The sequence below is a fragment of the Chryseobacterium sp. TQ-BC-N36 genome, from assembly GCF_058382295.1.
Genome location: NZ_CM178175.1, coordinates 4,654,766 through 4,678,084, shown reverse-complemented (window position 1 = coordinate 4,678,084; position 23,319 = coordinate 4,654,766). Strand labels below are relative to the sequence as shown.

The 23,319-nt window shown below is 38.1% G+C and carries 19 protein-coding genes; 12 read left to right on the top strand and 7 right to left on the bottom strand.

All coding sequences use genetic code 11. From position 1 onward, the window contains the following. The first annotated feature begins 105 nt into the window (after positions 1–105). The 4 genes from AC3FI7_RS21160 to AC3FI7_RS21145 all read left to right on the top strand — a co-directional run bounded on the left by AC3FI7_RS21160 (position 106) and on the right by AC3FI7_RS21145 (position 4,339). Positions 106–879 (top strand): HipA family kinase, encoded by a 774-nt coding sequence (locus AC3FI7_RS21160; protein ID WP_491460838.1) that lies wholly within the window; start codon positions 106–108, stop codon positions 877–879. Then, positions 866–1,249: a DUF3037 domain-containing protein gene (locus tag AC3FI7_RS21155; protein ID WP_142724032.1), complete on the top strand. Its 384-nt coding sequence runs from the start codon at positions 866–868 to the stop codon at positions 1,247–1,249. Before AC3FI7_RS21160 ends, AC3FI7_RS21155 begins: the two co-directional genes overlap by 14 nt. A gap of 21 nt (positions 1,250–1,270) precedes the next feature. Beyond that, positions 1,271–2,305, top strand: coding sequence for an alpha/beta hydrolase fold domain-containing protein (locus tag AC3FI7_RS21150; protein ID WP_491460837.1), 1,035 nt, complete (start codon positions 1,271–1,273; stop codon positions 2,303–2,305). Between the two features lie 192 nt (positions 2,306–2,497). Further along, on the top strand, positions 2,498–4,339 hold the full coding sequence (locus AC3FI7_RS21145) for a carbon starvation CstA family protein (RefSeq protein ID WP_491460836.1): 1,842 nt from the start codon (positions 2,498–2,500) through the stop codon (positions 4,337–4,339). A 75-nt stretch (positions 4,340–4,414) separates the two neighbouring features. Here the strand turns inward: AC3FI7_RS21145 and AC3FI7_RS21140 are convergent, their stop codons facing one another. Continuing rightward, positions 4,415–7,195, bottom strand: coding sequence for a TonB-dependent receptor plug domain-containing protein (locus tag AC3FI7_RS21140; RefSeq protein WP_491460835.1), 2,781 nt, complete (start codon positions 7,193–7,195; stop codon positions 4,415–4,417). Between the two features lie 353 nt (positions 7,196–7,548). After that, positions 7,549–9,879: an ATP-dependent helicase gene (locus tag AC3FI7_RS21135; protein WP_142724035.1), complete on the bottom strand. Its 2,331-nt coding sequence runs from the start codon at positions 9,877–9,879 to the stop codon at positions 7,549–7,551. Positions 9,880–10,300: 421 nt separating this feature from the next. Here AC3FI7_RS21135 and AC3FI7_RS21130 point away from each other — a divergent pair, with 421 nt between their 5' ends. The 3 genes from AC3FI7_RS21130 (at position 10,301) to secG (ending at position 14,181) form a co-directional block, all read left to right on the top strand. Continuing rightward, positions 10,301–11,614, top strand: coding sequence for a M16 family metallopeptidase (locus tag AC3FI7_RS21130; RefSeq protein WP_142724036.1), 1,314 nt, complete (start codon positions 10,301–10,303; stop codon positions 11,612–11,614). 52 nt (positions 11,615–11,666) lie between these two features. Continuing rightward, positions 11,667–13,697: a M16 family metallopeptidase gene (locus AC3FI7_RS21125; RefSeq protein WP_491460834.1), complete on the top strand. Its 2,031-nt coding sequence runs from the start codon at positions 11,667–11,669 to the stop codon at positions 13,695–13,697. Between the two features lie 133 nt (positions 13,698–13,830). After that, positions 13,831–14,181, top strand: a complete 351-nt coding sequence (gene secG, locus AC3FI7_RS21120; RefSeq protein WP_491460833.1) for a preprotein translocase subunit SecG — start codon at positions 13,831–13,833, stop codon at positions 14,179–14,181. 50 nt (positions 14,182–14,231) lie between these two features. Here secG and AC3FI7_RS21115 read toward each other — a convergent pair whose 3' ends face one another. Together AC3FI7_RS21115 and recR are read right to left on the bottom strand one after the other, a co-directional pair. Beyond that, entirely contained in the window at positions 14,232–15,071 is an 840-nt protein-coding gene (locus tag AC3FI7_RS21115; RefSeq protein ID WP_142724039.1) for a glycosyltransferase family 2 protein, read from the bottom strand. Then, positions 15,067–15,678: a recombination mediator RecR gene (gene recR / locus AC3FI7_RS21110; protein WP_343661415.1), complete on the bottom strand. Its 612-nt coding sequence runs from the start codon at positions 15,676–15,678 to the stop codon at positions 15,067–15,069. Before recR ends, AC3FI7_RS21115 begins: the two co-directional genes overlap by 5 nt. A 378-nt stretch (positions 15,679–16,056) precedes the next feature. On the opposite strand from recR, the gene AC3FI7_RS21105 reads away from it, so the two are divergent. The 4 genes from AC3FI7_RS21105 (at position 16,057) to AC3FI7_RS21090 (ending at position 19,550) form a co-directional block, all read left to right on the top strand. Continuing rightward, complete coding sequence (locus AC3FI7_RS21105; RefSeq protein WP_142724041.1) at positions 16,057–16,662, top strand: LURP-one-related/scramblase family protein; 606 nt, start codon at positions 16,057–16,059, stop codon at positions 16,660–16,662. 23 nt (positions 16,663–16,685) lie between these two features. Beyond that, positions 16,686–17,177 carry a hypothetical protein gene (locus tag AC3FI7_RS21100; protein WP_343661413.1) on the top strand — a complete coding sequence of 164 codons (492 nt, stop codon included), beginning with the start codon at positions 16,686–16,688 and terminating at the stop codon, positions 17,175–17,177. Between the two features lie 157 nt (positions 17,178–17,334). Further along, a complete protein-coding gene (locus AC3FI7_RS21095) occupies positions 17,335–18,777 on the top strand; it encodes an aminoacyl-histidine dipeptidase (RefSeq protein WP_491460832.1) in 1,443 nt (480 codons plus the stop codon). Positions 18,778–18,968: 191 nt separating this feature from the next. Next, a complete protein-coding gene (locus AC3FI7_RS21090) occupies positions 18,969–19,550 on the top strand; it encodes an LOG family protein (RefSeq protein ID WP_291904958.1) in 582 nt (193 codons plus the stop codon). 59 nt (positions 19,551–19,609) lie between these two features. On the opposite strand, the gene AC3FI7_RS21085 is transcribed toward AC3FI7_RS21090, so the two are convergent. Together AC3FI7_RS21085 and AC3FI7_RS21080 are read right to left on the bottom strand one after the other, a co-directional pair. Continuing rightward, on the bottom strand, positions 19,610–19,939 hold the full coding sequence (locus AC3FI7_RS21085; RefSeq protein ID WP_002984379.1) for a 2Fe-2S iron-sulfur cluster-binding family protein: 330 nt from the start codon (positions 19,937–19,939) through the stop codon (positions 19,610–19,612). Positions 19,940–19,951: 12 nt separating this feature from the next. Then, entirely contained in the window at positions 19,952–21,007 is a 1,056-nt protein-coding gene (locus AC3FI7_RS21080) for an NAD(P)/FAD-dependent oxidoreductase (RefSeq protein ID WP_142724046.1), read from the bottom strand. A gap of 153 nt (positions 21,008–21,160) precedes the next feature. Here AC3FI7_RS21080 and AC3FI7_RS21075 point away from each other — a divergent pair, with 153 nt between their 5' ends. Continuing rightward, entirely contained in the window at positions 21,161–21,931 is a 771-nt protein-coding gene (locus AC3FI7_RS21075) for a DUF3108 domain-containing protein (RefSeq protein WP_142724047.1), read from the top strand. A gap of 278 nt (positions 21,932–22,209) precedes the next feature. On the opposite strand, the gene pheS is transcribed toward AC3FI7_RS21075, so the two are convergent. Further along, positions 22,210–23,220 (bottom strand): phenylalanine--tRNA ligase subunit alpha, encoded by a 1,011-nt coding sequence (gene pheS, locus AC3FI7_RS21070; protein WP_142724048.1) that lies wholly within the window; start codon positions 23,218–23,220, stop codon positions 22,210–22,212. Positions 23,221–23,319: the final 99 nt, after the last annotated feature.

Genomic DNA, 23,319 nt, shown 5'->3' with positions numbered 1-23,319 from the left:
AAAATGGAAATTTATGAAAAAAACTCTGTTTTAAAATCTTCAATTCCTTATTTCTTTTATTTAAAGTCAGGTTAAAGTTTATAAAAATAGCCTTATTTTTGCCTCATGCAGAATTTAAGAACGGTAACCGTGATGCGTTACATTCTGCCCCTGAGAGAAGGAGGATCTCTTCCGGCTCTGGCAGAAGCTGATGATGATTTCAAATATGTATTAAAATTCCGTGGTGCAGGCCATGGAGTTAAAATGCTGATATCCGAACTTTTAGGGGGTAAGATTACCGAAGCTTTAGGGCTTAAAATTCCTGAGCTTGTTTTTGTCAATCTTGATGCTGATTTCGGCAGAACAGAAGCCGATGAAGAAATCCAGGATCTGCTGAAATTTTCCGAAGGTCTGAATCTTGGACTGCATTATCTTTCCGGTTCTATCACCTATGATCCCGGAGTAAGTGTGGATCCGCTGCTGGCTTCAAAAATTGTATGGCTGGATGCATTTATCACCAACATTGACCGTACTTTTAAAAATACAAATATGCTGATGTGGCATAAAGAACTCTGGATCATTGATAATGGTGCTTCGTTCTACTTTCATCATTCATGGCAGAATTTTGATGCAGCAGCAAGAACACCTTTCAAATATGTGAAAGACCATGTGCTTCTTCCCAAAGCAAAAATGCTTGATGAAGCAGACAGGTTTGCTCATGAAGTTCTGAACGAAACATTATTCAGGGAAATTGTCAATATGATTCCTGAGGACTGGCTGCAATGGAATGATGCTGACGAAACACCGGATGAAATTCGTGAAATCTATTTTCAGTTTTTGAAAACCAGATTGGAAAATTCTCAAATCTTTGTAAACGAAGCTAAAAATGCAAGAGGATAAAATATATGAATATGCGGTAATACGCCTGGTACCTAAAGTTGAAAGAGAAGAATTTTTCAATATCGGACTGGTGATGTTTTCTAAAAAAGAAAAGTTCATCAGGGTAGAGTTTTATTTGTGTCCGGATAAATTTAAGCTGATGCACAGCAAGCTTGATTATGACGATATCATCCATAATCTGGAAAGCTTTCAGAAAATTGCGAATGGTGATAAAGATGGCGGTCCTATTGCGCTGCTTGATATCCCGGAACGTTTCCGATGGCTGACGGCTGTAAGGAGTGCTGTTGTTCAGACCTCCCGCCCTCATCCGGGAAAATCCAAAGATCTGGATGCTACTTTTGGTAAGCTTTTTGAGGAGTTAGTAAAATAAAGCATCCTTAAAAAATTTAATATGAATTTATCAATAAACAACATATCAATTTACAGGTTTTTCACAAACCTGTTTTTTATTTCATTTTTAAGTTTTTCCAGTTTATTTTTTTCACAAGACCTACCATTAAGACCAACTAAAGCTCCTGCTGTAAAAAGCACATTACTTCCTGAAATAGCAACAGTTTCTGAGAATATTGTTTACAAAACCAACAGAAAGAGCCAACCTCTCGCCCTTGATCTCTATACTCCTAAGAACAGTACTGATGAAAAACTTCCGGTATTGATCTACGTTCATGGAGGCGGATGGATAGAAGGCGACAAAGTAGTTAATGCCGATAACTATCTTGAAACGACTATAAAAAAACTCATAGGCAAACAATATGCGGTGATCAGTATCAACTATACGCTTTTAAATGACAGCACTCATTTTCCTTTGCCTTTGGAAGATACCAAAGACGCTGTAAGATGGGTCAGAAAAAATGCAGAAAAATATCATTTTGATACCAGTAACATCGGCCTTTTCGGAGCTTCAGCGGGAGCTCACCTTTCTCTGATGGCAGCTTATACACCAGACAATACTTATTTGGGTAATCCTGAGCTTTCATCCTATTCTGCTAAGGTAAATTATGTAATTGATCATTATGGCCCTGCAGACCTCAACAAACTTTTCCATACAAGATTAGGGACAATCCCGGTAGGAATGATTGGACTAATGTCCAAAAAAATTGTCGGGTTACAGGAAAATCTGGTGAAAGGGATTTCCGGATATGATATCAGAAAAGATCAGGACAGGGCAATAGATTATCTTAAGACGATATCCCCGGTTAATTTCGTATCAGGTGGTGTTCCTACTTTAATTGTTCAGGGAAATAATGACAAAATTGTTCCTTTGAGTCAATCCAAAAAGCTTCACAGAAAATTAAACAGAGTAAAAATTCAAAACTCTTTAATTGTGGTTGAAGGTGGAGTCCATGGCTTTGGGACTACAGACAAGGGTTATCTTGATAAGATAACAGATCAAATGGTAGACTTTATTCTTTCCCAGAAGAAATAATATACATAAAACTACGAAAAAACAATTAAATCACTACATATCAACACAATAAACAACGACAAATAATAAATATGCTAGATTGATATACATATTGGTATTTTTTATTTAAGAATTAATTACCTTGGCTAATGATTAAACTATTGACAATAAAAACAATAATAATTTAATCATTCACTAATAAAAACAAGCAATATGGATTCACTAAACAATATCAATGCGCTTACTCTCATATTTGTGTCTGTTCTTATTTTCGCAATTGCTTACCGGTTCTATGGTATTTTTATTGCCAATAAAGTTCTCCGTTTAAACGATCAGAATATGACCCCGGCTGTCGAGTTTGCAGACGGGAAAGATTATGTCGCTACCAACAAAAATGTGCTTTTCGGACATCATTTTGCGGCCATTGCTGCTGCCGGGCCATTGGTAGGGCCTGTTCTCGCGGCACAGTTCGGATACCTTCCCGGTGCATTATGGATCCTGATCGGATGTGTGCTGGGTGGTGGTGTGCATGATATGATTGTACTCTTTGCTTCTGTGAGGCATAAAGGGCAGAGCCTTGCTACCATTGCTTCCAAAGAAATCGGAAAAGCAACGGGAACTGTTGCAGGATTTGCTATTCTTTTCATTCTTATTCTTACACTCGCAGGATTATCATTAGCCTGTATCAATGCAATGCACGAAGCTTCATGGTCTCTTTTCACAGTAATCATTACCATGCCTATTGCGATCATTATGGGCCTGATTATGCGTTACAAAAAGAACAGTGTCCTGTTTGCGAGTATTCTTGGAGGCATTCTTCTGGTGGCAGGAATTATCAGCGGACACAGTCTGATGCAGAACCCTACAATGAATAATTTATTTTCATGGGATATTAAAACAATTTCTATAGCGATTCCTCTGTATGGTTTTATTGCTTCTGTATTACCGGTATGGCTTCTTTTGGTTCCAAGGGATTATCTTTCGACTTATTTAAAGATTGGAACCATTATTATGCTGGCGATCGGTGTAATTGTTATTCACCCTACCATACAGATGCCTGCCATTACAGCTTTTGTTAATGGTGGTGGTCCTATTATTGGCGGCCCGGTACTTCCTTTTATTTTTATTGTAATTGCCTGTGGAGCGATTTCGGGATTCCATGCAGTGATTGCTACGGGAACAACTCCTAAAATGCTCAATAAAGAAAGAGAAATCCTTTTCGTAGGATATGGAGCTATGCTCGTGGAGGGATTTGTTGCATTAATGGCACTTATTGCAGCCTGTACACTGATGCCCGGCGATTATTTTGCAATCAATACTCCTAAAGAAGCTTATGACTCTTTCCTTGCTGCACATCCTTCACTGCACGGAGTAGATATTGATTATTACTCACAGAAAATAGGTATTGATCTCTATGGAAGAACAGGAGGTGCCGTATCTCTGGCTGTGGGAATGGCTCATATTTTCAATAAAATCCCATATATGGATCAGCTGACAGCCTATTGGTATAATTTCGCCATCATGTTTGAAGCGGTCTTTATTCTTACAGCGATTGATGCAGGAACGCGGGTGGGACGTTTCTTTTTACAGGAAATGCTGGGTTCTGTGGTTCCAAAATTCAATGATAAAAACTGGATTCCCGGAATCATTATCAGCAGCCTTCTTTTCACTTTTGCCTGGGGATATCTTGTGTATACAGGAAATGTCAACAGCATCTGGCCCTTATTTGGAATCAGTAATCAGCTATTGGCTGCCTGTGGACTGATTGTCTGTACAACGATGCTGATCAGGATGAACAGAGGAAAATATGCCTTATGTTCTGCTGTTCCCGGAGTTTTTATGGCAGGGATTACATTTTGGGCCGGTTACATTCAGGTGACAGCCATTTATATTCCCAAAGGACAATATTTACTGGCAGCTTTAGCGGTAACGGCAATGGTTCTGATGCTTATTGTTTTTATCGGAGCTTTCAGGAAATGGTATCAGCTCCTTCAGATCAATAAGACAGAGATTGATCATTATGGGGAACCTGTGAAGGAGCTTGTGGAAAGATAAGATTCACATTAAATAAAAAGAAAAACAGTTCAGAAATTCTGAACTGTTTTTTTATAAGCATTATCTGTTATTATATTAAAAATTGAAATTAAGTCTTGCAAAAACATATCTTCCGTTCTGTCCAAACTGAGAAGTGGAACGTGAATAAACAAACTGATCATTATTTGTAGAAGCGGGAAGGTTTTTCGTTGGATAAATATCAAACAGGTTATTGACCCCCAAAGTTAATCCTACATTTTTGGTAAACTGATAGGCAGCAGAGATATCGGTAATGATTTTATCTCCGATCTGCTGATGTTCGTTAAAATCAATAATTCCGTCTCCGTTTACATCAATAACATCAGCACCTGTTACTTTTCCGAAATAGGTATTTCTCAGATAGAAGCTGGCATTCTTCCATGAAAGAGTATGGGAAAGACTTGCTTTTACTCTAGGTACAGCTTCTTCCAGATACACTCTCGATTTTTCAGAGAAATAAATCTTTTCAAGTGCCGGAGACTGCAACAATCCTGATGAGTGAACCGTTCCTACCTGTTTGGTTTTATTAAGATTAATAGCAAAGTTGTTATCCAATTTAAATCCAGAGAATCTTAGATTGTGTGAAATCACAACATCTACTCCTTTTGTTTCTGTATCAATCGCGTTGGTAAAGAACTGGGCGCCGTTTACATTTAATTTATCATATTCTTTTTGTGCATCAGAAGGCACGTCCTTTCTTAGGAACTGGTCCGTAAGAATGATACGGTTATCAATTCTTGTAAAATAACCGTCTGCTGTGAAACTAAGCCCTGCTGACGGAATTCTGTAGGTAAATCCGACACTGGCAGATTTTGAAGTCTCCTGCTTCAGCTTTGGCATATTCAGCTGTTGTGCCAGCTGAGAATCATTACTGAAAGTCCCTACTTCCAATAGTTGATTATTGGTAAACAGTGTAGAGGTTACATTATAATAAATCTGGTGGATGGATGGCGCTCTGAATCCTGTAGAACCAGCAAATCTCACATTGAAATCAGGAGCGACTTTGATCCTTGAGGCCAATTTATAATTGAATGTTGATCCGAAATCAGAATAGTTTTCATATCTCGCCGCTGCATCTACCAATAGCCAGTTGGTAAAATTAAATTCAATATCTGCATAAGCTGCTAATGACTGTCTGTTTTTATTCACTGCATTTTCAGGCCTGAATCCGTTGAATACCTGAGAACCTCCCGGCAAGGGTTGTCCAAAAAAGTCTGTGGCTCTCTGGCTTGGATCTCCGTTCCAGATATTTCCAAACTGGTCATAGGTCTGATAGGAAGCTTCTTCTCCCTGGTTAATTTTAAAGTTTTCATAACGGTGCTCTCCTCCGAAGGCCACGTTAATCCCTTCCCATACATCATATTTTTTAGAGAAATCTAAATTGATGGTATTCTGAGAAAACCTTAAACCACCTGCATTGAATTCATTGGGTGAAGCAAAGCGCATTGAGGTGTTTCCTGTATTTCCGATGTTGTATGTAAAAGAGTTTTGTCCGAAAGTATTACTGAAGTCAATATTCCAGCCATCCCATTTCCCCTTAATTCCTGCAGCCAATGAAACATCCTGAATGTCCGTTCTGATCTGTGGAAGGTAACCGTTAGGATATAATCCTGTAAAGGTTCTGCTTTCTCTTGGTCTTCTGTAAAATCCACCGGAAGTTCCGTGTCTTAAGCTGTATCCACCAAAAGTATACACTTTCCAGTTGTCACTGACAGGGATCTCAGCATTCACAAAAAACTGATGATTATTCAGTTTAGACTGCCCAACCTGCATATTAAAATCTTTTCTGGTCTGTCCTCTGTAGCTCAATTCCTGATCTGTTACATCAGCACTGAGTAAAGACCAAAGTCCTTTCTGAAGAACATTCCCTGAGGCGTCAGTAATGTCTTTGAATGTATTTGCATTTTGTATATCAGAGAGTTGAGCTGCACTAAAGTAGTTTACCCCCTGAGCATACTGGTGTACATAATTAATAATTTGCTGTGAATTGGGAGTATTATTTATATTGGTAAAAAGAGAAGATAAATTGACTCCATCATTCAAAGCACGCTGCTCTATGGCATTATAAGCATTATAGATTTTTCCACTTTCAGTACCCGCTCGGTATGTAGGATTTCTGAATTGTGAAGACCAGGTAATATTAAAGAATCCACCTTTGGTCCCGATTTTATTTCCATAGTTCAAATCCAGCTGAATATTCTGACCGTCAAAATCTCCGGTATGGTCATTGGCCGTAGGGGTAAGATTACCACCATAGCTGATCTGACCTGTCAGTTTACCCGTATCTCTTTTCAGATCCAGGTTAATAACACCGGCAATCGCATCAGATCCGTATTGAGCTGCGGCTCCATCTCTCAATACCTCTATCCTGTTTAAGGCAAAAGACGGAATAGCATTAAGGTCAGTACCCACCGTACCTCTTCCCGGTGTTCCGTTCACATTCACCAATGCTGAAGTATGTCTTCTTTTTCCATTCACCAGCACCAAAACCTGATCCGGTCCCAGACCTCTCAGCTGAGCAGGATCCAGATGGTCCGTACCATCAGAATTGGTCTGAATCGTGGAAGTAAAGGAAGGTGCCACAGCATTGAGTATTTGTCCAATATTGGTCTGTGGAAGGATTATGGAAGACTCCTTCACATTGAATACATCTACAGGAACCGGGCTGTCGGTTTTAGACCTGGCTCCGGCCCTTGAACCCAATACTACTACTTCTTCTACATTATTGGTCTTTATGCTGTCTTTATTTGTTTTTATACTGTCTTTTTCCTGTCCGTAAGTAAATACGCCGAGGAAAAATAAAACAGAGGCCGAAAGAATAGTTTTCTTATTATTCATAGTTTAGAATTTGATAACATTTATGTTTTTACAGGGTGCAAATGTAAAATTTATTTATTAGTCTACAAAAACAATAGACTTTGTTTTTGTAAAAAATTGTTATCGTTTCTGTCTATCCCTCACTTAAAGTTAAGATAAATTAAGGAAATATTCATAAAAAATATTGCACTTATCGGTTATTATTTCGGCCGCAACGGCACTTTGTTCAGCAGAGGATTTGTCTTAGCTAAGTGAAACGACATTGTGAACGAAAAAATGAAACAGTTCAAATAGAAACTCTGTAAACTTCGCGTTTAAATAAAGACAACGGATCCAATAATTGAATCCGTTGTCTTTATATTTTTATTTTGAAATTAAATCTTAGTCAGTTTTGCATATTTCAGGATCAGGTTTTTCTCTCCTTCATGCATGAAAACTACTTTTGCTTTGATATTCTGTGGATCTGTTCCGTCCAGGAAAGTGACTTCTCCAATACCGAAACGGTCGTGTCTCACCTTATCTCCTACTTCAATATCCTGAGACGAGGCTCCGCTTGGATTGATAATTTTAGCTGTGCTTACAGGTTTCAGTTTTCTTACTTCCGGTGCTGGTTTCGAAGTATCACCTCTGTCAATGGTTTTCTTTTCAACCTTTTTAAAAGATCTCATTTCAGAAGGATGTTCATCAAAAATATTGGACTTTACCCCTGAATTATTGATAAACCTCTTTTCCATAGCAGGATTAAGGAACTCAATATATTCATCATCAATTTCACTTAAGAATCTTGAAGGTTCCGCATCGGTGATTTTCCCCCATTGGAAACGGGAAACAGCATAGGAGAAGAAGGCTTGCTTTTCAGCTCTTGTCAGGGCTACATAGAATAATCTTCTCTCTTCTTCCAGGTCTTCCCTGGTAGCCGAACTCATAAAGCTCGGGAACAAGTTTTCTTCAAGACCAACCAGATGAACCACCGGGAATTCCAGTCCTTTTGAAAGGTGAATGGTCATCAGTGAAACCATATCATCCTCCAGCTCTTTATCCTGAGTATCTGCAGAAAGGGCAATATTTTCAAGGAAATTGGAAAGACTCGGATCACCGTCTTCAAGCTGCATTTGTTCTTCAATGAATCCCTGCATAGAGTTCATCAATTCCTGAACGTTTTCTACTCTGGAAATTCCTTCAGGCGTCTGATCATCTTTTAAAAACTTGATTAAACCGCTTCGTTTTGCTACTTCCATAGCAACGCTGTAAGCTGTTTCTGTTTTCAATAGTACCTGGAAGGCCTTGATCATGGACCAGAAGTCGTTCAGTTTGTTTAAAACTCCATTGTTAAGCCCTAACTGTGGTGCATACATAGGAAGATTATCCAGTACTTTTGAAACTGCAATATTGTGGGCATCTGCAAAAACGATCAGCTTATTCTGTGTCGTTTCTCCGATCCCTCTCGCCGGATAATTGATAATCCTCATCAATGCTTCAGAATCATTTTCATTGATCAGAAGACGAAGATACCCGATAAGGTCTTTTACTTCTTTCCTTTGATAGAAAGAAAGTCCTCCATATACTTTGTATGGAATATTTTTACGTCTCAGTGCATCTTCAAAAGCACGCGTCTGAGAGTTGGTTCTGTATAAAATGGCAAAATCGCTGTATTTTCTCTGGTCACGGTTACGAAGTTCCCAGATATTTCCGGCAACAAAATTGGCTTCATCAGCATCGGAAAGAGAACGGTATATTTTGATCTTGTCCCCTTCTTCATTATCACTGAATACGTTTTTCTTAAACTGCTGCAGGTTTTTTGCAATGACTACATTGGCAGCATTTACAATATTCTGTGTAGAACGGTAATTCTGCTCCAGCGATACCGTTTTGGCATCAGGATAATCTTTTTTAAAGTTTAAGATATTATAAATATTGGCTCCACGGAAAGAATAGATAGACTGAGCATCATCCCCTACGACACAGATATTCTCAAATTTTGAAGCCAAAGCTTTTACAATAAGATACTGGGAGTGGTTCGTATCCTGGTACTCATCCACCATGATGTACCTGAACCTGTCCTGATATTTCGCCAGTACTTCTGGGAAACGGGTTAATAATTCATTGGTTTTCAGAAGAAGATCATCAAAATCCATGGATCCGTTTCTGAAACATTGCTCAACATATCTCTGGTAAATCTGTCCGATGAATTTCATATTTGCTTTTTCATCAGCTTCCATCAGCTCCGGATTGTTGAAATAAGCTTTTACTGTAATCAGATTATTTTTGTACGTTGAAATTCTTGCCTGAACTTTTTTAGGTTTATAAAGATCAGCATCGATATTCATATCCTTCAGCACTTTTTTGATCACGTTCAGAGCATCCTGCTGATCATAAATCGTAAAGTTGGAAGGATATCCAAGATAATGAGCTTCAATCCTTAAAATCCTTGCAAAAACAGAGTGAAAAGTTCCCATCCAGAGACTTCTTGCATTGCTTTCCCCTACTACTTTTGCGATACGGTCTTTCATCTCACGGGCCGCTTTATTGGTAAAGGTAAGGGCCAGAATATTGAAAGGGTCTATCCCATTATGTATTAAATGGGCAATACGCATGGTAAGTACCCGCGTTTTTCCGGAACCTGCCCCGGCAAGCACCATCAGAGGTCCCTGTAAAGAGGTAACGGCTTCATATTGTGATTCGTTGAGTCCTTTCAAATAGTCCATACAGCAAAAGATTTTGGGAACACAAAATTAAGGTATTCAGAGGAGAATTCAAACTTTCATAGAGAAGTTAGGAATTTGAAGTATTCAGTTTTGGATGCTAAGTACTGTGTACATTAAATGTAATTCTAAATTAAACGCTACTGTTCGCAAGGTTAATGATTAATTTTATACCATATCTTTTGTTCGCAAGGGCACTTCGTTCAGCCAGGATATCAACTTTCAACTATTGCTGAGTGAAACGCCTTTGCGATCGTAACTTAAAAATCATAAAATTTCTCAGCGAACCTTACGTTAAAATATAAGCTGATTAAAAAAACAGTTATTATTTTCTAACATTTCCGTTCTTCCACCATATATTTCTATACATTCTGTAACATTTAATTCACTTTTCATACTAATTGATAAACAATTTCTAAATTTTATGAAAAAGCGACTTCTTTCTGCAGCTGCCGTAGCTTTCTTCGGGCTAATGCTGAATGCACAGCAAATCAAATTCGAAGAGTATGACCTTCCCAATGGTCTCCATGTAATCCTTCATCAGGATAACTCAGCACCGGTTGTAACCACAGGTGTAATGTACCATGTAGGTGCAAAAGATGAAGTAAAAGGCAGAACAGGTTTTGCTCACTTCTTTGAACACCTTTTATTTGAAGGAACTCCTAATATCAAGAGAGGAGACTGGTTTAAAATCGTTTCTTCAAACGGAGGGCAGAACAACGCCAACACCACCAATGACAGAACTTATTATTATGAAACATTCCCTTCCAATAACGAACAGCTTGGACTTTGGATGGAAGCCGAAAGGATGCGTCATGCAGTAATCAACCAGATTGGTGTGGATACCCAAAGAGAGGTCGTAAAAGAAGAGAAAAGATTAAGAATGGATAACCAGCCTTATGGAAACCTTTTCACCACTATTCAGAAAAATTTATTTACCAATCACCCATACAACTGGCCAACGATCGGTTCTATGGAAGATCTGAACTCAGCAAAGCTGGAAGAGTTCCAGGCATTCTACAAAAAATATTACGTTCCGAATAATGCTACTTTGGTCGTTGCAGGAGATATCAAACCTGAGCAGACTAAGAAATGGATCGAAACCTATTACGGGGGAATTCCAAAAGGAACACTTTATCCAAAAGATTTCCCGAAAGAAACTCCTATCACTCAGGAAAAAGAAGTAACCGCTACTGACCCGAACATCCAGCTTCCTGCTTATATTTTCGCGTACAGAACTCCGGCTAATAAAGAAAAAGATGCTTATGTTTTAGATATGCTTTCTTCTTATTTAAGCAGTGGAAAGTCTTCAGTTTTATATAAAAAATTAGTAGATCAGGACAAAAAAGCACTTCAAGTAGCGGCTTTCAACCAGGGTCTTGAGGATTACAGTATCTTCGCATTCTTTGCCATTCCGATGGGGCAAACTACCAAGCAGGCTTTACAGACGGACATTGATGCGGAAATCAAAAAACTTCAGACGACTTTAATTTCTGAGGAAGATTATCAAAAACTTCAAAACCAATACGAAAACCAGTTTGTAAATGCCAATTCGAGCATTCAGGGAATAGCGGCTTCATTGGCAACCAACCACGTATTGATGGGTGACACGAACCTGATCAACAAAGAAATCGACATTTACAGATCTATCACCAGACAGGATCTTCAAAATGCGGCTAAAAAGTATCTTAATTCCAACCAAAGAGTAATCATTAACTACGTGCCTGAGAAAAAGTAACCATTTCAAATTTCAGGCTACCCTATGATTATTAAAAATTAAATTTTTACAAATGAAAAAGCAATTAACATATATAGCTGCAGCGTTTTTCTTTACAGGAATGGTTTCAGCACAAAAAATAGATCTTAATGCAATGCCGAAACCGGGACCTACTCCTGCAATCAACATCGCGAAACCCAAAACCTTCCAGCTAAGCAACGGGCTTACAGTAATGGTAGTTGAGAACAACAAACTGCCAAGAGTAAACGCAAGTCTTTCTATGGACAGACCTCCATACAATGAAGGTGCTGTAACCGGTGTAAGCGAAATTATGGCTGAACAGTTCGAAAATGGAACAACCAACATCAGCAAAGATGATTTCAATAAAAAGGTGGACTATCTTGGTGCCAATCTTAATTTCTCTTCAGGGGGTGCTTCTGCCAACTCACTTTCAAAATATTTCCCTGAAGTATTAAACTTAATGGCTGATGCGATTATCAATCCGAAATTCTCTGCGGAAGAAATTCAAAGTTCTAAGGAAAGAGCTATCGAAGGATTAAAATCTGAAGAAAAAAACGCTTCTTCTATTGCTTCAAGAGTTTCCAATGCTTTGATGTATGGAAAAAATACGTCAAGAGGTGAATTTGAAACCATTGAATCAATCAACAAAATCCAGCTTGCTGACGTACAAAATACATACAAAAAATACTACGCACCGGACAATGCTTATTTAGTCATCGTGGGAGATGTAAAGTTTGATCAGGTAAAACCTTTGATTGAGAAAGCTTTCAGTGGCTGGAAAAAAGCAAATACACCTGTTACCCCACTAGAACCGGCTTCTAATGTTGCTAAAACAGAAATCAACGTAGTAGATGTTCCTTCTGCAGTACAGTCTGTTGTTTCCTTAAACAACCTGAATACCCTGAAAATGAAGGATGCTAATTACTTTCCTGCAACAATCGCCAACTACATTCTTGGAGGTGGTGGTGAAGCAAGACTTTTCATGAATCTTCGTGAGAAAAACGGATTCACTTATGGTGCTTATTCTAGTATGGTTGCCAGCAAGTATTCTCCACAATTCTCTGCAAGTGCAAGCGTAAGAAATGAAGTTACAGACAAAGCTGTTAAAGAATTCATGAATGAGCTTAACGCTATTTCTACAGTAAAACCGGAAGAACTGGAAAATGCTAAAGCTAAGCTGAAAGGATCTTTCATCATGTCTTTGGAACAGCCAGCTACTATCGCAAGATTTGCTTTAAATCAAAAGGTTCAGGATTTACCGGCTGATTTCTATACCAATTACTTAAAGTCTATTGATAAAGTAACGGCGGCAGATGTTGCCAATGCTGTAAAAGCAACTATTTTACCCAACCAGAGCAGAATTTTCATAGCAGGTAAAGCCTCCGACATTTCTGAAGGACTGGAAAAATTAGGTTATCCTGTAAAATATTTTGATAAAGATGCCAATCCGGTCGCTAAACCTGCTGCGCAGAAAGTAGATGCAAATGTTACCATTGGTTCTGTAGCTGATAAATACATCAATGCAATCGGAGGGCTTACCGCTGTTCAGAAAGTGGTTTCTATTACGACAGATGCCTCTACCAAAGTTCAGGGAATGGATATGACCATGAAACTGATCCAGGCTAAAGGCGGAAAAATGGCCATGGATATGAAAATGATGGGAAATACTGTACAGAAAATCATTTTTGACGGTAAAGACGGATATATGGAAGCTCAGGGAAGAAAAATGCCTCTTAATGAAAAGCAGAAAGCTGAAATGGCAGATCCTGAACTTTTCCCGGAACTTACTTTTGCTAAGAATCCAGAGTTTAAACTGGCAGGAATTGAAAAGTATAATAACGAAGACTCTTATGTTGTGAAAGGAGCCAAGGACACCTACTATTACAGCGTAAAAACAGGTCTTAAGACTGGTGAAGTAAAAACCGGAGAGGGAGGATCCATCCCTACAAGCTATGCAGATTACAAAGAGGTTTCCGGAGTAAAACTTCCGTTTACCATCATCCAGAATATGGGAGGTATGGATATCAACCTTGCTGTACAGTCTTATCAGATCAATCAGGCTAAAGATGCTGATTTCAAATAAAAACACCTTATTTTTATATAAAAAACGGCAACAATTGTTGCCGTTTTTATTTTTATCAATATTTGACGGCATCTTTTTTTGTCATTCAGTAAAAAAAGATTAAATTTGCCCATTCAAAAAGATATCAGAATTAATGGATACTATATTTACACTATTGATGGTTCTTGTTATGATTGCCAGTGTCTTATTGGTAATTATTGTTATGGCACAAAATCCAAAAGGAGGAGGCCTTTCCAGTACTTTCGGAGGTGCGTCATCTGCACAGTTTGGAGTACAGAGAACCAATGATTTCATGGAAAAAGCAACATGGACTCTGGGCGGGACTATCATTGTTCTTATCCTTTTAAGCGTTGTTATTACAGGTAAGCCTTCTCAGGCACTTCCTACCCAACAGCAGCCAGCGAAGAAAGAAGCACCTACAAAACAGTCAGCTCCGGCTTCTTCCACAACTACTCCGGCACAGACTCCTGCACCGGCAAAATAAGAAGAATATCATCTTATATAAAACAAAAGCAACTCCATGGAGTTGCTTTTTTATTTTAATTTAATCTTTTCAAGCTGATGCCTGAGCTTTAAACCTGCTTTCAAAAAAGAATACTGTACAGGTTTTGATTGTTTATAATATTTATCAATAAAGATCTGCATAGCCCCATAGAATCTCTTGAGATAAACTTCATCTTTAACTGTACTTTCCCCTTTGTGGTGAAGAATTGAAGCTTCTCCATAATAGAAATTTTTATATCCGTTTCTTAAAAAGGTATAGCAAAGATCAATATCTTCACCATACATAAAATAAGCTTCATCCAGACCACCTATTTTTTCATAGACATCCTTTTTAGCCAATAAAAAAGCTCCTGTGATCACTTCTACTTCAGCAACTGCATTTTCGCCTATATCATTTCTGTAATAGGATTTTGAGCTATTCTTTTTAAAACTGGTAAAGAGCTTTTCAAATGAATTGATCATATCCGGCACTGAGCGCTTGCTTTCAGGCAGAAATCTTCCTTCCGCATCATGCATTCTCACTCCCAGACATCCGAATAAAGGCTGAGCATCTGCAAAATCCAGAAGTTCTTTCATATAAAAGCCTTCAAACTCGGTATCTGGATTCAAAAGTAAAATATATTCCCCTTTTGCCGTTTGGATGGCCTGATTGTTGGCTTTTGAAAAACCGCCATTTGTTTCGGAAGCAATAAAGTGTATGTTTGGAAACTCAGTAACAAGCTCTTGCCATGAAGCGTCTGTAGAAGCATTATCGATGACAACGACTTCATATTCTATCTCCCGGATGTATTTCTGAAGTGACAGGAGACAGCTTCTGAGCAATTGAGTAACATTATAGTTGACGATGATAACAGACAGCTTCATATTAATCCTTTTCGTTGTATGGCAGCCTGTTGATAATAGATCTTCCTAAAGAAATCTCATCGGCATATTCCAATTCGTCTCCCACTGAAATCCCTCTTGCAATGCTCGAAAAATTCACATTGAAATTTTTAAATTTCTTGTAAATATAATAAGCCGTTGTATCTCCTTCCATCGTCGCACTTAATGCAAAAATAAACTCCTTCACATTCCCTTCATTCAGTTTCTTTTCAATGCTGGGAATATTCAGCTGGCCGGGCCCCACTCCTTCCATTGGAGAGATTTTTCCGCCAAGGATCAAGTATTTTCCGGTGTATTTTCCTGTATTTTCAATAGCAATTACATCACGTACATCTTCCACTATACAGATCAACTCTCCGTTTCTTTTTTCATTGCTGCATATTTCGCAGACGTCAAAATCTGAAAAATTATGACATTCCTTACAGTATTTTATTTCATTGACAAGATTGATCAGGGAGTTTCCAAGACTTACAGCTCTGGAATTGGGCTGCTTCAACAAATGGAGTGCTAACCTCAAAGCCGTTTTTCTTCCAATCCCAGGCAATCCCGAAATCTCATCTACTGCTTTTGCCAATACTTTACTAGGGTAATCCATAGGTACAAAAATAAGGATTAAAGTTGATAATTTACAGTGTATCATAAATCGTCGATTCGCTTTGCATGTGAATTTTCATACAACATAAATAAATTTTAACGCAGTGTTCGCTAAGATTTTTTTTAAATTCTTAAAAACGATCGCGGGGGCGTTTCACTCAGCAATAGACAAATCTGATATCCTGGCTGAACGAAGTGCCTTTGCGATCGAAATAAATAAAAATAAATATCAACCTTGCGAGCATAGCGTTTTTTTTAAACAAAAAACATTTCCAAAACAATGTCTCATTATGATATTTTATATTTCTCCCCTATCTGAGAACTCTAAAAAAACCTCTATATTTGCGGCTTAAATTAAATATGAAAAAAATAAACTGACATGGTACTTAACAATCTTAATTATCCTCTGGATTTCAAATTCAAAATCACTACTTTAGCAAGTGACTTCAACATTACTGACAAAAACGGAAATTATGTGGCATATGTCCGTCAGAAAATGTTTAAGTTGAAAGAAGATGTTATCGTTTTCAATGATGAGAGTAAGTCTAAAGAGCTTTTCAGAATAAGAGCCAACCAATGGATTGATTTCAATGCTTCCTATTCTTTGAATGATCTTATTGACAATAAAAACTTCGGCAGACTGGCAAGAAAAGGGATGCGTTCCCTATGGAAAGCAAGCTATGATATCCTGGATGCACACGATCAGCCCAAGTTTAAAATCCAGGAAGACAGTGCATGGGTAAGATTCTGGGACAGCTTTGTAGGAGAAATTCCTATTATCGGAATGTTCACCGGCTATTTCCTCAATCCGTCTTACACTGTAACCGGTATTGATGGTAAAGCTTATTTTAAACTGAAAAAAATGCCTTCATTCTTTGGAAGAAGATTCCAGCTGGACAGACTGATCGACATTGATGATGAGGAAGAAAGTCTGGTAATCCTTTCTTTACTTATGATGACCCTTCTTGAAAGAGCAAGAGGATAAACCCGTTATAAAACCACAAACACATGAAATATTTAATCATTTTATTTTCTGCATTTTTACTGGTAGCCTGTAAAAAGGAAAAAGAAACCATTCCTGGCGCTGCACCAGCTGATTCTTTACACGTTGCTAAAGACTCTGCTTCCACTGGACCTTCTTCCGGAAATATCCTGGTAGGGACAATTCCGTTTCCAAAAGAAATCAAAGAATGTTCCTGTTATTTTGCTGTGAGCAAAACCGATTTTGAAAATGAAAGATACATCTATGCAGATGATGCCGGGAAGACAGCTTATATGAAGCTTGACGGTAAAAGACTGGCTCTGAATCTTATCTCATCAAGCGATATGGAAGTAGACGAACTGCTTACCAAAGAAATAGAAAATGATGATTATAAGATTTCTGTAAAAGGAAAAAAAATAAAAGGCGAAGAAGCTTTGTTGTTTGAAGGTACTCTGACTATTGAGAAACCAGACGGTACCACTTTCACCACTCCGATCTACGGAGAGTGTGGATGTTAATAACAGCGAAAAAACCCACTCGCAAAAAGGTAATAGTGTAAAAAAACAGATCAGCACATTTGCCGTTTTGCTATTTCGTCTCCAAATGCATACAAAAGTGCTTCTGTATCCTACAGAAGCATTTTTTATTTTGTAAATTTGAGAAAAATAAATTTCAATGGAATTATCGAATATAGAACCGCAGATTATCTGGAAAAATTTCTCCAAATTAAATGCTGTTCCAAGACCTTCGAAAAAGGAGGAAAAAGTAATAGCTTTCATCAAAGAATTCGGTGAGAATTTAGGGCTGGAAACTACGGTAGATGAAGTAGGAAACGTTATTATTAAAAAACCTGCCACGGCAGGAATGGAAAACCGTAAATCTGTTGTGCTTCAGTCGCACCTTGATATGGTTTGTCAGAAAAACAATGATGTCAATTTCGATTTTGAAACAGAAGGAATCAAAATGGAAATCGACGGTGACTGGGTAAAGGCTAAAGGAACTACTTTAGGTGCTGATAACGGCCTGGGAGTAGCAACCATTATGTCTGTTCTTGAAAGCTCAGATATTCCACACCCTGCATTAGAAGCTCTTTTTACCATTGATGAAGAGACAGGAATGACAGGAGCTTTAGGATTAAAGCCAGGGCAACTGACAGGACAAATTCTATTGAACCTTGACACAGAAGAGGATGATGAAATTGATATCGGCTGTGCAGGAGGTGTAGATGTAACCATCACTCAAACTTATGCTGCAGAAGCTTCAAAAGGTCAAATTGCAAGAATTGAAGTAAAAGGTCTTCAGGGAGGACACTCCGGAATGGATATCCATAAAGGTTTCGGAAATGCCAATATTATTTTAGGAAGGCTTCTTTATACCGGATTGGAAAACCAGAATATTGAACTGATCTCTATCGACAGCGGAGGCCTGAGAAATGCTATCCCAAGAGAGGGTGTTGCCGTTATTTCGGTGAGAAACGCTCAGGAGTTTATCGAAAATGCGACTGCTCTTAAAAAAGATATTTTAGAAGAGTTTGCATCAGTAGAACCGGGAATTCAAATCAATATTGAGAACTCCACATCTTCTGACAAAGCTATTTCTGAAGAAGATTCTAAAAAAGTGATCCTTACCTTAAAAGCACTTCACAACGGAGTTTACAGAATGAGCCCGGACGTTAAAGATCTTGTAGAAGCTTCCAACAACGTGGCAAGAGTAGAACTTAAAGGTGGAGAACTTAAAATCTTAAATCTTACGAGATCTTCTGTAGATTCTTCCAAATATTCAGTGGCAGAACAATTGAAATCTGTTGCAGAACTGGCCGGAATGAATGTTGAATTCAGTGGCTCTTACCCTGGATGGAAACCAAAACCAGGTTCAGAGATTGTACAGTTGATGGAGAAACTTTACACGGAAAAATTCAGTGAAAAACCTCATGTGGTAGCTTGCCACGCAGGTCTTGAATGCGGAATCATCGGTGCCAACTATCCTGAAATGGAAATGGTAAGCTTTGGACCAACCATCAGAGGGGCACACTCTCCTGATGAAAGAGCCAATATTCCTTCAGCCCAGAAATTCTGGAGTTTCCTAAAGGATATTTTAGCAAATATTCCTCAGAAATAGAACATTAAAATTACTATATTGAATATCCAGAGTCTTATGATTTTGGATATTTTTAGTTTTTAATTGAAATAAATATGCTTCGACAAGCTCAGCATCACTTCTCTAATACTAACAGCTTTTTTAGAGATAAATTTTCAGCAGTGTCATACTGAGCCTTCCCAGGCATCTAAACGTAAAATAAATTTTATACAATGAAAAGTATCACCGTATTCTGCGGATCAAGTTTTGGCGCAGATAAAATATATGAAGAACAGACATTCCTGTTGGGGCAAACCTTAGCAAAACAAAATATACAACTGGTTTATGGCGGCTCAGAAACCGGCTTGATGGGAACGGTAGCCAATGGAGCTTTAAGTGAAAATGGCAAGGTAATAGGAGTTCTTCCCCAGTTTTTGCAAACCAAAGAAATTGCCCATAAAAACCTGACCGAACTTATCATCGTGGAAACCATGCATGAAAGAAAAACCAAAATGAACGAACTCTGTGACGGGGTTATCGTTCTTCCCGGTGGCTATGGTACGTTGGAAGAGTTTTTCGAGATGATCACATGGGCACAGCTGGGACTTCATCAAAAACCTATCGGAATTCTGAACATTGACGGATTTTATGATGACCTGATTCAACTTATTCAGACCATGGTGGACAAAGGATTTTTAAAACAAATCAACAGTGATATGGTACTCCTCAGTAATTCAATTGATGATCTGCTGGAAAAAATGAGAAATTATCAGGCTCCTACAGTCTGGAAAGTGATCAGCAAAGATGAGGTATAAAGAAAAAACCCGTCCGAATAACTCGGGCGGGTTTCTTTATTAAGATTAAAAAATATTTTCTAAGGATAAGGAGCAATCTCCACTTCAAGCCCCTCCATTTCATCTGCAATATGCAGCTGGCAGCCTAATCTGCTGTTGTCTTTCACATGGAAAGCTTCAGCCAACATAGCATCTTCTTCATCTCCCATCGGTTCCAGACCAGGATCATTGATTACATAAACCTGGCATGAAGCACACATCGCCATTCCTCCGCATACCCCAATAGTACCTTCTTCCGCCAATTCATAGGAACGGATAATTTCCATTAAGTTCATGGACATATCCGTAGGAGCTACGACATCGTGGGTTACCCCTTCTCTGTCGGTAATTTTAATATTAATATCTGACATAATTCTGCAAAATTAGTCAATTTTTTTAACAACAGCTTTCTCTGCTTCTTTACGGCTTCCGTCAAATCCGTCAACACCACTTACCGTTGTATATTTTAATACGAATTTTTTACCGGGATTTAGCCTGTTATAAACACTCTGGCACATCAAAGTAGCTTCGTGGAACCCACAAAGGATCAGCTTCAGTTTTCCAGGATACGTATTGATATCTCCGATAGCATAAATACCATCAATGTTGGTCTGATAATCAAGGGCATTGTTGACAACAATAGCATTCTTTTCAATATTTAATCCCCAGTTTCCGATTTCTCCTAATTTTGGTGTCAATCCGAATAAAGGAATAAAATAATCTGTTTCAATATCGTAAGCTTCCTGCCCATCCACTTCTACGGTGATTGCTTCTACTTTTCCGTCACCTTTAATACCGGTAACTTCAGCAGGAGTAATTAATTTAATTTTTCCCTGATTTTTCAGGTCCTGAACTTTTTCTACAGAATCCAAAGCTCCTCTGAACTCATTTCTTCTGTGGATCAAAGTCACTTCGCTGGCTACATTGGAAAGGAAAATACTCCAGTCAAGGGCAGAATCGCCACCTCCCGCAATAACTACTTTTTTGTTTCTGAAGTGTTCTGGTTCTTTAACGAAATATTCAAGACCTTTTTCTTCATAATCAGCTATATTGTCGAAAGTGGGTTTTCTCGGCTCAAAAGTTCCCAATCCTCCTGCAATAGCAATCGCTTTACATCTGTGGACAGTACCTTTGTTTGTGATCACTTCAAACCACTCATCATCAATCTTTGTATAAGAAACAGCTGTCTCCCCTAAAGTAAAACCAGGCTGGAACTGCTTGATCTGTTCCATCAAATTATCCACCAATTCTCCAGCATTTACTGAAGGATAACCAGGGATATCGAAGATAGGTTTTTTAGGATAAAGTTCTGCCAGTTGCCCTCCCGGCTGTGGAAGTGCATCAATAATATGGCACTTCATTTTTAATAAACCAGCTTCAAAAACTGCAAAAAGTCCTGTAGGCCCCGCACCTATGATCAATATATCAGTGGTTATCATAATATTTAAGATAATTTAATTATACATGTAGCTGCAAATTTACTAATTTTAATGCGAAGCATATTTAATTGATTCTAAATAAAAACCTGAGATTTGTCAAATATCAATCATTTAGGATTTTAAATTTGGCAATGTTTTTGTAAATGTCTTGTTATGAAGAAAATTTTAAACCTTTTTGCAGTATTTATATTCTTTTTAGGCTCAGCCCAGATTGATAATATCGCAGACGGCGAATCGATCACTCTTAGAATTCATTACGGCTTTCTGAATGCGGGAACAGCAAACCTGACTACCAAACAGACCAACTACAAAGGCGTACCCCATCTGTATGTAAAAGGTACAGGGCAGACGACCGGCGCAGTAAAGGCATTCTTCAAAGTAGAAGATTTATATGAAAGCTTCATCAATATGCAAACAGGATTACCGAGTTTCTATGTAAGAAATGTCCGCGAAGGAAGCTATCGTCAGCATCTTGAAACGGTTTTTAATCACGATAACAATACTTTAATTCTAACTGATAAAAAAACACCCGCCAACGGTTCGAAGGTTTTAAAATCAGTAAAAGGTGTACAGGATATGCTTTCATGCTTTTATTATTTAAGAAGTAAAAGCCCGGACGAATTGAAAGTGGGAACCGTCATCAATATGAACGTTTGGATTGATGATGAGATGTTTCCTTTTCAGCTGAAAGTAACAGGAACAGAAAATTTAAAGACTAAATTCGGGACGATCAACTGTTTAAAGATTATTCCATCTGTAAAAAGCGGAAGGGTATTTAAAGATAAAGAAGGAGTAACCATGTGGGTTTCCAATGATGCCAATCATCTTCCTATGCTTTTGAAAGCGGAACTTGCAGTAGGCGCACTGAAAGCAAGCATTGACGACTATAAAAATGTGAAATATCCTCTAAATTTCAGTAAGTAATTATCACCGATTTTTAAATATCAGGTCTGTAAAATTTTACAGACTTTTTTATTTTCATGTAATATATTCTTAATATGGATTGTCTTTATTATAGAGGCAGTCAAAGAACTGCGGCATGTCAATACTTCACTGAGATACTTAGTGTATTCGAACCGAAGTATAAGCATAAGAAACAGACACGTGTAAATTTTTCAATAAGATCAGTTTTTAGTTACGTTTTGTTTCTTAGGTCAGTAATTAAAAACAAAAAACCTCCGGAGCTCCGGAGGTTTGATTTTTTATAGTGTTTTGAACTGTTCCAGTGTTCTGATATCATTTTCAAAGAACATTCTGATGTCACTCATCTGGTAAAGCAGCATCGTAATTCTTTCAATTCCCATTCCGAATGCATATCCTGAATATTTCTCAGCATCAATATTTACATTTTTCAGTACGGCAGGATCTACCATTCCACATCCCATGATTTCCAGCCACCCAGTTCCTTTCGTGATTCTGTAATCCGTTTCAGAGTTTAATCCCCAATACACATCAATTTCAGCACTTGGCTCAGTGAATGGGAAGAATGAAGGTCTCATTCTGATTTTAGATTTCCCGAAAAGCTCAGTGGTAAAAAACTGAATGGTTTGCTTTAAATCTGCAAAACTCACATTCTCATCAATATATAGCCCCTCAATCTGGTGGAAAATACAGTGAGAACGTGAAGAAATCGCTTCATTTCTGAATACTCTCCCCGGAGATAAAATCCTGATTGGCGGTTGGTTTTCTTCCATAAAACGGGTCTGTACAGAAGAAGTATGTGTTCTTAAAAGAATATCCGGATTCTGCTCAATGAAGAAAGTATCCTGCATATCTCTTGCCGGGTGGTATTCCGGGAGATTAAGCGCTGTAAAGTTATGCCAGTCATCTTCAATCTCAGGACCGTCTGCTACAGCAAACCCGATAGATTTGAAGATTTCTATAATTCTGTTTTTTACCAGATTGATCGGATGTCTGGAACCCAGATCCAATGGAAAAGCGGGTCTTGTAAGATCTTCTTTTTCTACCACGACAGAAGAAGCTGAAGCATTTTTCAAATCCTCCAGTTTTACAGCAACTGCCTGTTTTAAAGTATTGATCTTCTGCCCGAATTCTTTCTTCTGGTCATTAGGAACTTCTTTAAATTTTTCAAAAAAATCATTCAGAACCCCTTTTTTACCATTATACTTGATTCGGAAGTTCTCGATCTCTTCCTTAGAGGTGGCATTGAAGCCATTTACTTCGATCAGTAGTTCTTCTATCTTTTCTATCATTGTTTTACCCTTTCAAAATGTTTTGCAAAAATACGATTTTTAAGTTGAATAATAAGTCCGTCATAAAAAAATCTGCCTCTTTTTCGGGAGGCAGACTTC